General features: G+C 64.4%; 13 protein-coding genes. 5 read left to right on the forward strand and 8 right to left on the reverse strand.

The window, feature by feature from the left end; translation table 11 throughout:
- Positions 1-11 precede the first annotated feature (11 nt).
- Positions 12-1,232 (reverse strand): acyl-CoA dehydrogenase, encoded by a 1,221-nt coding sequence (locus EAE28_RS20520; protein ID WP_127109758.1) that lies wholly within the window; start codon positions 1,230-1,232, stop codon positions 12-14.
- 86 nt (positions 1,233-1,318) lie between these two features.
- Between EAE28_RS20520 and EAE28_RS20525 the strand changes: the two genes are divergently transcribed.
- On the forward strand, positions 1,319-2,200 hold the full coding sequence (locus EAE28_RS20525; protein ID WP_127109760.1) for a LysR family transcriptional regulator: 882 nt from the start codon (positions 1,319-1,321) through the stop codon (positions 2,198-2,200).
- Positions 2,201-2,313: 113 nt separating this feature from the next.
- Here EAE28_RS20525 and queA read toward each other — a convergent pair whose 3' ends face one another.
- Entirely contained in the window at positions 2,314-3,384 is a 1,071-nt protein-coding gene (gene queA / locus EAE28_RS20530; protein WP_127109762.1) for a tRNA preQ1(34) S-adenosylmethionine ribosyltransferase-isomerase QueA, read from the reverse strand.
- Positions 3,385-3,488: 104 nt separating this feature from the next.
- On the opposite strand from queA, the gene EAE28_RS20535 reads away from it, so the two are divergent.
- The 3 genes from EAE28_RS20535 to prfB all read left to right on the forward strand — a co-directional run bounded on the left by EAE28_RS20535 (position 3,489) and on the right by prfB (position 5,694).
- Positions 3,489-3,899: a nuclear transport factor 2 family protein gene (locus EAE28_RS20535; RefSeq protein WP_127109764.1), complete on the forward strand. Its 411-nt coding sequence runs from the start codon at positions 3,489-3,491 to the stop codon at positions 3,897-3,899.
- A gap of 97 nt (positions 3,900-3,996) precedes the next feature.
- Entirely contained in the window at positions 3,997-4,467 is a 471-nt protein-coding gene (bcp, locus tag EAE28_RS20540; protein ID WP_127109766.1) for a thioredoxin-dependent thiol peroxidase, read from the forward strand.
- A gap of 102 nt (positions 4,468-4,569) precedes the next feature.
- Positions 4,570-5,694 (forward strand): peptide chain release factor 2, encoded by a 1,125-nt coding sequence (gene prfB / locus EAE28_RS20545; RefSeq protein WP_127109768.1) that lies wholly within the window; start codon positions 4,570-4,572, stop codon positions 5,692-5,694.
- Between the two features lie 7 nt (positions 5,695-5,701).
- On the opposite strand, the gene EAE28_RS23880 is transcribed toward prfB, so the two are convergent.
- Entirely contained in the window at positions 5,702-5,863 is a 162-nt protein-coding gene (locus tag EAE28_RS23880) for a hypothetical protein (RefSeq protein ID WP_164736719.1), read from the reverse strand.
- A 119-nt stretch (positions 5,864-5,982) separates the two neighbouring features.
- Entirely contained in the window at positions 5,983-6,144 is a 162-nt protein-coding gene (locus EAE28_RS23885) for a hypothetical protein (RefSeq protein WP_164736720.1), read from the reverse strand.
- A gap of 125 nt (positions 6,145-6,269) precedes the next feature.
- Here EAE28_RS23885 and EAE28_RS20550 point away from each other — a divergent pair, with 125 nt between their 5' ends.
- A complete protein-coding gene (locus tag EAE28_RS20550) occupies positions 6,270-7,070 on the forward strand; it encodes a DUF2189 domain-containing protein (protein ID WP_127109770.1) in 801 nt (266 codons plus the stop codon).
- Positions 7,071-7,127: 57 nt separating this feature from the next.
- Here the strand turns inward: EAE28_RS20550 and EAE28_RS20555 are convergent, their stop codons facing one another.
- From EAE28_RS20555 to EAE28_RS20570, 4 genes are all read right to left on the reverse strand, one after another.
- Positions 7,128-7,763, reverse strand: coding sequence for a bactofilin family protein (locus tag EAE28_RS20555; RefSeq protein ID WP_164736721.1), 636 nt, complete (start codon positions 7,761-7,763; stop codon positions 7,128-7,130).
- Positions 7,753-9,084, reverse strand: a complete 1,332-nt coding sequence (locus tag EAE28_RS20560; RefSeq protein WP_127109772.1) for a DUF5930 domain-containing protein — start codon at positions 9,082-9,084, stop codon at positions 7,753-7,755. Before EAE28_RS20560 ends, EAE28_RS20555 begins: the two co-directional genes overlap by 11 nt.
- Before the next feature lie 208 nt (positions 9,085-9,292).
- Positions 9,293-10,141: a ferritin-like domain-containing protein gene (locus EAE28_RS20565; protein WP_127109774.1), complete on the reverse strand. Its 849-nt coding sequence runs from the start codon at positions 10,139-10,141 to the stop codon at positions 9,293-9,295.
- Complete coding sequence (locus EAE28_RS20570) at positions 10,138-12,069, reverse strand: acetyl/propionyl/methylcrotonyl-CoA carboxylase subunit alpha (RefSeq protein ID WP_127109776.1); 1,932 nt, start codon at positions 12,067-12,069, stop codon at positions 10,138-10,140. Before EAE28_RS20570 ends, EAE28_RS20565 begins: the two co-directional genes overlap by 4 nt.
- Positions 12,070-12,167: the final 98 nt, after the last annotated feature.

The raw sequence follows: 12,167 nt of genomic DNA on the forward strand, positions 1-12,167 counted from the left end.
GGAACCGGTAATCAAAAGAACGCCTGCAATCCGGTCTGCGCCCGACCCAAAATGAGCGCATGCACGTCATGCGTGCCTTCATAGGTGTTCACCGTCTCCAGGTTCACCATATGGCGAATGACCTGAAATTCCTCGGAAATCCCGTTGCCGCCATGCATATCCCGCGACACCCGCGCAATATCCAGCGCCTTGCCGCAGTTGTTGCGCTTGATCAGGCTGATCATCTCGGGCGCCGCCTGTGCCTCGTCCATCAGCCGCCCGACCTGCAGCGCCGCCTGCAGGCCCAGCGTAATTTCGGTCTGCATATCGGCCAGCTTCTTCTGATAAAGCTGCGTGCCCGCCAGCGGCTTGTCGAACTGCTTGCGGTCCAGCCCGTATTGCCGCGCCGCGTGCCAGCAGAACTCGGCCGAGCCCATCACGCCCCAGGCAATGCCATAGCGCGCGCGGTTCAGGCAACCGAAGGGCCCTTTGAGCCCTTCGACGTAAGGCAGCAGTGCATCCTCGCCGACCTCGACGCCGTCCATGACGATCTCACCCGTGGTCGATGCGCGCAGCGATAGCTTGCCCTCAATCTTCGGCGCGCTCAGCCCCGGCATGCCCTTGTCCAGAACAAAGCCGCGAATGCGCCCGCCATGGGCCTCGGATTTCGCCCAGACGACGAATACATCGGCAAACGGCGCGTTCGAGATCCACATCTTCGAGCCGGTCAGCTTGTACCCCGTCTCGGTCTTCACCGCGCGGGTCTTCATGCCCGCCGGGTCCGACCCCGCGTCAGGTTCGGTCAGCCCGAAACACCCGATCAGATCGCCCGAGGCCAGCCCCGGCAGATATTTCATCCGCTGCTCTTCCGACCCGTAGGCATAGATCGGATACATCACCAGCGAGCTTTGCACCGACATCATGCTGCGATAGCCGGAATCGACCCGCTCGATTTCCCGCGCGACCAGACCATAGGTCACATAGCCCGCGCCCAACCCGCCGTATTCCTCGGGGATCGTCGTGCCCAAGAGGCCTGCATCGCCCATCAGCTTGAACACAGACGGGTCCGACAGCTCTTCGCGGTAGGCCTTTATCACGCGCGGCTGCAGCACCGATTGCGCGAATTCCCGCGCGGCGTCGCGCAGCATGCGCTCGTCCTCGCTCAGCTGGCTGTCCAGACGCAGCGCGTCATCCCATTGGAAACGGCCCAGATCGGGGGCGTCCTTGGCTTTCAGTTTCGGGCGGTCGGTCATGGGGTTCTCCTGTCGTTGCGCCTGAAATACCATGCGACAGCGGCGCGAAAAACCGCTATATCGGCATAAAACCATGCGGAAATGGAATGATACAGCGCCGCCTCCTGCCCAATACCCCGGCACTTCTGGCCTTCGATGCGCTCGCCCGCACTGGCAGCTTCACCGCCGCCGCGCGTGATCTCGGCCAGACGCAGGGGGCCATTTCGCGTCAGGTGGCGCAACTGGAGGGACAGCTCGGCGTGCCGCTCGTCGATCGCAGCTCCCGCGCCGCCGGCCTGACCGAGGCCGGCACCGCCTATGCCCGCGCCACCCGTGCTGCCCTCGACATCCTCGGTCGCGGCGCGATGGAGGCTTTGGGGCGGACGCAGGAACAAGGCCTGCGCCTCGCCATCCTGCCGACCTTTGGTACGCGATGGCTGATGCCCCGCATCCCCCGATTCGTGCGCCGCCACCCTGAAGTCACGCTGCATTTTACCACCCGCATCGGCCGCTTCGACCTGCGCGCCGAAGGCATCGACGCCGCCATCCACTCGGGCCGTGGCGACTGGCCCGGCGCGCGCCTCACCCTGCTGATGGCCGAGCACCTGCTTCCAGTTGCCGCCCCCGGCACCCCTGCCGTGCTCGGCCAGCCGCTGCTCGCCCTGACCAGCCGCCCGCAAGCATGGTCTGACTGGTGGGCGCATGAAAACCAGCCCGGCTCCCTGCCCGCCCCGTCGATGCGGCTGGAACATGTGGCGACGCTGGCGCAAGCCGCAGCCTCAGGCATGGGCGTCGCCCTGATGCCGGCTTTCCTGATCCGCCCCGAACTCGACAGCGGCGCGCTCATCGCCCTCGGCCCCGAAACCCCGTCCGGCTTTGGCTACTACTTCGCCGAACCAGACCCGACACCGGGCCACAAACCCAACCCCGCCGTCGCCCAGCTCCGCGACTGGCTGCTGACCGAGACCGACCGCGACACCGTCGTCTGATCCTCACCTTGTCGCAAATACGCACCTTTTTTGGTGAAGGGGGAGGTCCGGAGGGGGAGCCTGCTTCCCCTCCGGGAGGGTGCGGGTGGCAACCCGCGCGGGCGCGAGGGGGGTCAATCCCCCCGAGCGCCCGCCCCTCCCGGGATCAACAGCGACGCATCGCCATAGGAAAAGAACCGATACCGCCCGGCAATCGCATGGGCATAGACCGCCATCACCGTCTCGAACCCCATCAGCGCCGAGACCAGCATCAGCAGCGTCGATTTGGGCAGGTGGAAATTGGTCATCAACCCGTCGACCGCGTGGAAGGTGAAGCCGGGATAGATGAAAATATCCGTCTCACCCCGCCACGGCTCGACCACACCCGAGCGCGCCGCGCTCTCGATCAGCCGCAGCGCTGTGGTCCCCACGGCGATCACGCGCCCGCCTGCCGCTTTCGTCGCGTTGATCTCGGCGGCGGCCTGAGCCGTCACCTCGCCCCATTCAGCGTGCATCCGGTGGGTCGTCACATCCTCGACCTTGACCGGTAGGAACGTCCCCGCGCCGACATGCAGGGTCACTTCGGTGAACGCCACGCCCTTGGCGCGCAGAGCCGTCAGCAGATCATTGTCGAAATGCAGGCTGGCCGTGGGGGCCGCGACAGCGCCGCGGGTGCGGGCAAAGACCGTCTGGTAATCCTCGGCGTCCTGCGCATCGGCGGGGCGGCGGCTCTCGATATAGGGCGGCAGCGGCATGCGCCCCGCCAGATCGACCGCCGAGTCAAAATCAGCGCCGGTCAGATCGAACGCCAGCACCGCCTCGGTCTCTTCCTTGCGCGACACAGTCGCATCCAGCCCCTGCCCGAACGACACCCGGTCCCCCACCGCCAGCTTGCGAAGCGGGCGGGCCAGCACGCGCCAGCCGCCGTCCGGCTCGGGGTTGAGCAGTGTCGCCTCGATCCGCGCGCGGCCTGAGCCGTCTTTGGTTTCGCGTACCCGCTCGCCAAACAACCGCGCCGGGATTACCCGCGTGTTGTTCAACACCAGCCGGTCACCGGGTTGCAGGATCTCCAGCAGGTCCGACACATGCCGGTCGCGCATCGTGTCGCCCTCGACGTGCAGCAAGCGCGCCGCCGGGCGGGGTTTGACCGGCCGCGTCGCGATCAGCTCTTCGGGCAGGTCGAAATCGAAATCACTCAGTTTCATGCACGTCCCGCTCCACGTTCGCCCGGCAGACCATAAACCGTTTCCGTGCCGCTGCTTTCCAGATGTAGGCTACAGTTTCAACCCGAAGCGACACAGGCTGCACCATGCACCCCACCATCCAAGCCTTCCACGACGCAGTTCTGACCAAGGACGATACGGGCCTTCTGCCGCTCTTTGCTCAAGATATCCGCTTTTTGCCGCCAACCTACTGGAAGACATGGACCGGCAACCGCGCGGTGGCCGCTGTGCTCGGCCATGTAAATGCGATCTTTACCGATTTCACCTATCGCCGTGTACTGGGCGACGGGCGCGACTGGATGCTGGAGTTTCACTGCAAGGTTGAGGGGCTCGATGCCGTCGGCGTCGATTTGATCACGCTGAACGATGACGGTTTGATGCAGGAATTCGAGGTGGTCATGCGACCCTACAAAACAGTCGGCGCTCTGCGTGAGGCGATGATGGCCCGTATCGCAAAAGACCCGGGCTTCGCCGCCTTCCGCGATGCCATGCGTTAGGCGGAAACCCGACGCTTTGCGCTTAAAGTGCTCGGCTACCCCTTTAACCCTGACCCGCAGGCACTAAAATTAAGCCCAAGGCAACAGGAGTTCCCTCATGATTATCGGCGAAACCGCCCCCGACTTTACCGCCCCCACCCAGAATGGCGAGGATCTGACCCTGTCGGATCTGCGCGGCCAACCTGTGGTGCTCTATTTCTATCCCAAGGACGACACCCCCGGCTGCACCCAGGAAGCCAAGGATTTCACCGAACTGGGCCATCAGTTCGAAGCCGCCGGTGCCAAGGTGATCGGCGTCAGCAAGGACACCGTCGCCAAGCACGAAAAATTCGCGCTGAAATACGATCTGGGGGTCACGCTGGTCTCGGATGCCGAGGGTGAGATCTGCGAGCAATACGGCGTCTGGGGCGAAAAGAAGAACTACGGCAAGACCTATATGGGCATCACCCGCGCCACCTTCCTGATCGACGGCGAAGGGCGGCTTGCGCGCGAGTGGCCCAAGGTCAAGGTTGCAGGCCACGCCGAAGAGGTGCTGGACGCCGTCAAGGAGATGGTCAGCCCCGCCTGATCCCCCTGCCCACCCTTGCCTGCACAGCAAGGGCGTTATATCAGACCGAGCAACGTGTGGGGGCCAAATCGGCCCCCTCCGCTTTGAGACACAGGTGACCGAATGCGCGCAGAAACCCAGACCACCATCGAGGCGATCCGCAAGTCTCTGAACCTGCTGGCGCAGCGTATGGACTGGGAAACGGCCAAGCACCGGCTGGAAGAATTCGACGCGATGATCGAAGACCCTAACCTGTGGAACGATCAGGAGCGGGCACAAAAGCTGATGCGCGACCGCCAACAGCTGATGGAAGCCCTTGGCACCTACGAGAGCATCGCGCGCGATCTGAGCGACAATATGGAGCTGATCGAGCTGGGCGAGATGGAGGATGACGACACTGTCGTCGCCGAGGCCGAAGCGGCGCTCAAGAGTTTGGGTGAGAAAGCGGCGGCGAAAGAGCTGGAAGCCTTGCTCGATGGCGAGGCCGACAGCAACGACACCTTCCTTGAGATCAACGCCGGTGCTGGGGGGACAGAAGCCTGCGACTGGGCCTCGATGCTGCAACGGATGTATGTGCGGTGGGCTGAGAAACGCGGCTACAAGGTCGAGCTGCAATCCGAGGAAGCCGGGTCAGAGGCCGGGACCAAGTCCTGCGCCTACAAGATTTCCGGGCATAACGCCTATGGCTGGCTTAAATCGGAAAGCGGCGTGCACCGGTTGGTGCGGATCTCGCCCTTCGGTAAAGGCACGCGCGAGACGTCTTTTGCCTCGGTCTGGGTCTATCCGGTGGTCGATGACAACATCGAAATTGAAGTCGCCCCCAACGACATCCGTATCGATACCTATCGCTCATCCGGTGCGGGCGGTCAGCACGTCAACACCACCGACTCGGCGGTGCGGATCACCCACCACCCCACCGGCATCGTCGTGACCAGTTCGGAAAAGTCACAGCACCAGAACCGGGACATTGCCATGAAGGCGCTGAAGTCGCGGCTGTATCAGATGGAGCTGGACAAGCGCAACGCGGCGATCAACGAGGCGCATGAGAGCAAAGGCAGCGCGGGCTGGGGCAACCAGATCCGCAGTTATGTTCTGCAGCCCTATCAGATGGTCAAGGATCTGCGGACCAACCACGAAACATCGGATACCCAAGGCGTGCTCGACGGCGCACTGGACGGCTTCATGGCCGCCACGCTGGCGCAGCAGGTCTCAGGCAAAAGCCGGGCTGACGCGCGCGACGCCGACTAAGGCACGCTTACAGCTTGATGCCGGGCAGATGACGGGCAAGGCGCGAGTAGTCTTGCACTTTCGGCGCCTTGCGGCGGTCGCCCAGCGAGATCGTGGCTTCGATGCGGGTGATGGCCATCAGGTCATCATACAGGTCCAGAGCGGGGCGGGCGGTGTCTTGGCGAAACATGGCAGCGTCTCCGATTTTGGCGCCACCAATCTGGCGCTTGTACCGTAAGAACGTTTGAGAACGCCAAAAGGTTCAAAAAAACTGTCACATCGGTGTCAAGGTCTTGTGCGCCCTGCCCGTCAGACCCCCAACATCCCCCGTATGTCCGGCAGTAACGACGCCGCGATAGCACCGATCACCACCCCCAGAATGATCCGAACCATGCCCGAGCGCAGCTTGCCCGCCGCAAAGCTCAGGGCTGCGCAGATCGTCGCGTAGTACACGGCGGTGACGGGATCCATTGGCGCTCTCCTTGAAACGGTGACGCTGCCCAGCTTGCCACGCCCTGCCCGGTTGGCAAAGCTGATTGCGCCCTCTCGGCGGTGTGGTAGCCTTCTGTCGCGCGCGACTGACCGAGGGAGGCTTCATGACCGACACCCCACACCCCGACCCCAAGCTACGGCCCGTCGAGGCGTCCACCATCCCTGACCCCGAGCGCATCACGCTGACCAGCCTGCGCGACGTGCTGGTGTTGGGATGGCGCGATTTCGCCCGTGCGCCGCTCTATGGCATCCTGTTCAGCGCGTTCTATGTGCTGGGCGGGATCATTCTGTATACGATCTTTTACGCCTCGGCGGCCGAATACTGGTTCATTCCCATCGCCGTGGGCTTTCCCATCCTCGCCCCCTTCGCCGCGACCGGGCTCTATGAGGTCAGCCGCAGGCTGCACGCGGGCGAGGCACTGGGCCTGACCTCGGTCGCCTCGATCGTCTTTGCACAAAAGGACCGGCAGGTGCCGTCGATGGCGATGTTCATCCTGCTGGTCTTCATGTTCTGGGTATTCATGGCGCACACGATCTTTGCGCTGTTCTTTGGCCTGTCGCCGATCACCGGCTCGACCCTGAGCATGCTGTTCAGCGGCAACGGGCTGACGATGCTGCTTGTCGGCTCGGTCATCGGCGGGGTGATGGCGTCGCTTTTCTTTGCGCTGACCGTGGTCAGCCTGCCACTGCTCTTGGACCGCGAGGTCGATTTCATCAGCGCGATGATCGCCAGCTTCGCCTGCGTGACGACCAATCCGCTGGTTATGGCCCTGTGGGCAGCGATCATTGCGGGGTCGCTGTTCCTCAGCATGGTGCCGCTGTTTCTGGGCCTGTTCATCGCCCTGCCGGTGTTTGGCCACGCGACGTGGCATCTCTACCGGCGTTTGTTGCCGCAAGACGCCTGATCCAATGCAAAACGGAGGGCCATCAGGCCCCCCGTTTCAAACTCTGCAAGTCGGAAATTACTGGCCGGGCTTGGCATCCATCGGCGCCTTGGGCGCTGCCGGGCGCGACGACTCAGCCGGGGCCTGCGGGCGCGACTGCGGAGCCGCAGCGGGCTGCGGGGCTGGTGCTGCGGGGCGCGGAGCTGCCGATTGTGCCGACGACGCCGACGACTGCGAGCCTGCGGCCAGCGGATCGTCCTGACGCTGCACGGAACCCTCGAAATGGGCACCCGATTCGATGGCGATGGTCTTGTGGATGATGTCGCCCTCAACCCGAGCGGTCGAGGTCAGACGCACCTTGAGACCGCGCACGCGGCCAATGACGCGGCCGTTGATCACGATGTCATCGGCGACGATCTCACCGCGGATCGTGGCGCTTTCGCCCACGGTCAGCAGATGGGCGCGGATATCGCCATCAACGACACCTTCGATAACCACGTCACCCGAGGTGCGCATGTTGCCCGAGATCTGCAAATCAGCCGACAGGACAGAAGCCGCGGGCTTGGGTTTCGGGGCCGACGAGCTGCCGGCATTGCTGCCCATCTCCATCGAGGGACGCGGAACCGGCGTCGAGGTCGGCGCGGGGCCAGCCTCTGGCGCGCGGGCATTGTCGCTGCGACCCGTGGATTCGTTGATCCTGCTCTTAGAAAACATTCTGTGCTGCCCTTATGTAAGTCATGGGGTTTATGGGGTTGCCGGCAACGCGGATCTCATAGTGCAGGTGCACACCCGTGGATCGGCCCGTGTTTCCCATAGCACCAACCCGCTCCCCGCGCGAGACCCTTTGGCCAACGCTCACGGCGATACTACTCATATGCGCATAGCGCGTCTCAAAACCAAAGTCGTGCTGGACGATGACGATGTTGCCATACCCGCTCTGACGCCCGGCGAAACTGACCGTGCCGTCGGCGGTGCTATGGATCGGCGTCCCGCGCGAGCCCCCGAAATCCTGACCCGCGTGCAACCGGCGGCCGCCGGTGATCGGATCACGCCGATAGCCAAAGGGCGAATTGACGCGAACATGGTCCACCGGCAGCGCAAAAGGCGTGCGCCGCAAGGCGATGCGGTAGGTGTCGATCTCTTCGAGCGCGGCCAGAACCGAGTTGGCGCGCACCTCATCCGACAGCGGATCCAGCGTTCCCGATGTCGAGATCGAGATCGGCCGCAAGGACGCCGAGCGCGTCTGATAGCCCGCGCGCACCTGCCGCAGCAGCGTTTCGGTGGACAGGCCGGCCGCGCTGAACATGCGTTCGAGCGGCTGCATCGACGTCTCGACCGCTTGCTCAAGTTGCGTAAAAATGCGCGTATTACGATCCTGGATCAGCCGGTATTCCATCGCCAGATGCTGGGCTTCGCGGGTGGCGTCATCGGCCACCGCGCCCATCGATTCGCGCTCAAGCGCGGTACGGTCCAGCGCGGCCAGCACGAAGTCGAGCGTTTGCTCGACCTCTTCCAGATGCGCGGTAGTGTCTTCCAGTTCGGAATCGGAATCGCGGGCCTCAAGCTCGGCCAGTTCGGTCGTCGCCGCATCGCGCTGTTCATTGGTCGTGCGCAGGGTCGCCTGCAACGCGTCGATACCGCGTGCCAGTTCCGCATTGCGCTGCTCGCCTTCCAGCAAGCTGGTCTGCATATGCCCGACACGGTCCATCGCTTCGCCAAAGCGCTGATGGGCCGCCTGTGCCTCGGACAAGGCCCGGTCACGCTGCGCGGCCATGTCGTTGAGCCGGGTTTCGAAATAGCTTTGTTCACGCCGCGCACTCTCGCGCAGATCGTTCGATCCGATCACCGAGTAGAACAAGATCGAGGTCGCGATCAGGCTCCACGCCATATAGCCAGCAGTCCCGGTCAAGATCACGGCCTGGGCAGCGGGTTTCAATCGGACAAAGCGCGTGCTCGTTTCCGAACGCAGGAACAGCCGTTTTTCAGGCAGATACCGCTCCAGCGTGAGGTTAAGACGGTCGATAAAGGCCCTCACGGGTCCCCCTACAGCTTGTTCGCCATTGACAATCCCCCGCAGTCACGGCGCGGGTTATTTCGCGTTTTTGTTAACGACCGCACCACCCGCAGGCAACAACTTAACCCCGGGGTTCCCTGCTCGTAGGCGAATGATCGCCGTATCGGCAAAAAACCGCCGACTTTGAGTCCCTTACGGACGATCACGCAGGTGTCAGACCCGCGTGGGGTTAACGGGTGAGTCGCGCGGCGTTGGCGGGGTGCTCGTCGGCAAGGGGCCAGTAAAAGTCGGGGGGTATGCCGGCCTCGGCGCGTTTTTCCTCGTTGAACGGCGGCTTCAGCGCGCCGTGGAAATAGCGCCGGACCAGATCATGGAAGGCTTCTTTTGGGTCGATGTCGGCACGCCCGCACAGAAAGTGGAACCACTTTGACCCATAGGCAACGTGGCTGACCTCTTCGGCGTAGATGGTCTCAAGCGCGGCAACGGCAGACTCGACACCCGCCTTGCGGAAAATCTCGATCATGCCGGGGGTCACATCGAGACCGCGCGCTTCCAACACCATGGGCACCACGGCAAGCCGCCCAAGGAAGTCATCCTTGGTATCTGCCGCCGCCCGCCACATGGAAGCATGGGCAGGCAGCGCGCCATAATGGCTGCCAAGGCTTTCCAGAACATCGCAGACAAGGTTGTAATGCTTGGATTCCTCGGCCGCCGATTTCACCCAGTCATCATAGAACCCCATCGGCATCTTGGTGCCGGTGAAGCGCGCGATGATGTCCCAATGCAGATCGACCGCGTTCAGCTCGATATGCGCAACCGCATGCAGCAGCGCGATCCGCCCGGCAAGCGAGCCTGTCCGGCGCCGCGGCATGTCGCGCGGGTCCAGCAATTCAGGCTGCGCAGGCCGCGCCGGGTTGAGCGGCGGGTTGCCATGCCCGATCGGCATCGGCGTGCCTGCAGCGCGCGCGGCGAACCACGCCTCGGCGCAGCGTTTTGACAGCGCGGTTTTCTCGCGGCCGTCGGCGGTGTTCAGCACCGCGTCGGCGCAGGCGGCGAGGGTCTGCGGCAGGTCGGTCATTCTTCCTCGGCCAGCGCGATCAGGGCAGCCCCGGCTTCGACCTGCTGGCCCGCCTTGGCCAGCACCTCGGCCACCGTGCCGTCGCGGCCTGCGGTCAGGGTGTGTTCCATTTTCATCGCCTCCAGAATCGCCAGTCGTGCGCCCTTTTCCACGACATCGCCCGCGTTGACAAACACCGCCTTCACCATGCCCGGCATCGGTGCCAGCACGATACCCGCCCCTGCCCCGGCGTCGGCATCCACGGCCAGCGGATCGGGCCGGGTGAACTGCACGGTATGCGCGCCGAAGACCGAGACCGTGTTGCCAACCACCTGCGCGTCGCTGGCGGCGCGCTGGCCGTCGATCCACCACGCACCGGCGCGGCGTTCTGCACTCAGCGTGGCGTCGCCGACGCGCACGGCCCACTCCTTCCCGACGCGGGCCACGGCGCAGTCCCAGCGCGCCTCACCGCGTTCCAGCACGACCGTCTGCCAGAGCGGTGTCCACAGCGCGAAGCCCTGCAGATCGCCCTGCCCTGCGCCCATCGCGGCTAGCGCCGCCAGTGCCACGGTCGCATCGGCAATCGCAGGCTCGGCGGTCAGGGCATCCAGATCGCGCCCGATCAGCCCGGTATCCACCTCACCGGCGCGGAACCCTTGGTGCCGGGTCAGCGCACCCAGAAACGCGAGGTTCGTCACCGACCCCGCAACCTGCGTACCCTCCAGCGCTGCGCGCAGTTTGGACAGGGCGATGGCGCGCGTCGCGCCGTGGGTGATCACCTTGGCGATCATCGGATCGTACCACGGACTGATCGTATCACCCTCGCGCACGCCGCTGTCGATGCGCGCGTCCGCCGGGAACCGCAAATGCGAGAGCGTGCCGGTGGCGGGCAGAAACCCGGCGGGGACATCCTCGGCATAGAGCCGGGCTTCGAACGCGTGACCGGTGATCGTCAGATCATCCTGAGCACAGGGCAGGCTCTCGCCCGAGGCCACGCGCAGCTGCCATTCCACCAGATCGACGCCGGTGATCGCCTCGGTCACCGGATGCTCGACCTGCAGGCGGGTGTTCATCTCCATGAACCAAAACCCGTCGGGCCGCAGCCCGTTGGAACCATCGACGATGAACTCGACCGTGCCCGCGCCCTTGTAGCCAATCGCTTCCGCCGCACGCACGGCGGCGGTGCCCATCGCGGCGCGCATCTCGGCGGTCATGCCGGGCGCTGGCGCTTCTTCGATCACCTTCTGGTGGCGGCGTTGCAGCGAGCAGTCGCGCTCGAACAGATGCACCGCGTTTGTGCCATCGCCAAATACCTGCACCTCGATGTGGCGCGGCTGCTGGATGTATTTCTCGATCAGCACGGCGGCGTTGCCGAAAGCCGTCGAGGCCTCACCCTGCGCGCTGGCCAGTGCGTCGGCGAAGTCCTTCGAGCGCTCGACCAGCCGCATGCCCTTGCCGCCGCCGCCCGCGACCGCCTTGATCAGCACCGGATAGCCGATCTTATCGGCGGCAGCTTGCAGATGGGCAGGCTCTTGATTGCTGCCCATATAGCCCGGCACAATCGGCACGCCCGCTTTTTCCATCAGCGCCTTGGCGGCATCCTTGAGCCCCATGGCCCGGATCGCGCTGGCCGAAGGGCCAATGAAGACCAGCCCCGCCGCCTCGACTGCGTCGACGAACTCGGGGTTCTCGGACAAGAACCCATAGCCCGGATGGATCGCCTGCGCGCCGGTATCGAGTGCCGCCTGAATGATCCGCTCACCGCGCAGATAGCTGTCAGCCGGGCGCGGGCCACCGATGAGCACCGCCTGATCGGCCATCGCCACATGCGCGGCCCCGGCGTCGGCCTCGGAATACACCGCGACGCTGCGCAGGCCCAGAGCACGGGCGCTGCGGATCACGCGGCAGGCGATCTCACCCCGGTTGGCGATCAGGATCGTGTCGAACATGGCGTTGCTCCTTGGCGGATACCGGACAAAAGGGCGTTGCCCCCCGGCGCTGTGATGCCGTGGTCCGTTCGGGATGTGTCAGGGGAAAAGACGCGCAA

Source organism: Pararhodobacter zhoushanensis, from assembly GCF_003990445.1.
Classification (GTDB): Bacteria; Pseudomonadota; Alphaproteobacteria; order Rhodobacterales; family Rhodobacteraceae; genus Pararhodobacter; species Pararhodobacter zhoushanensis.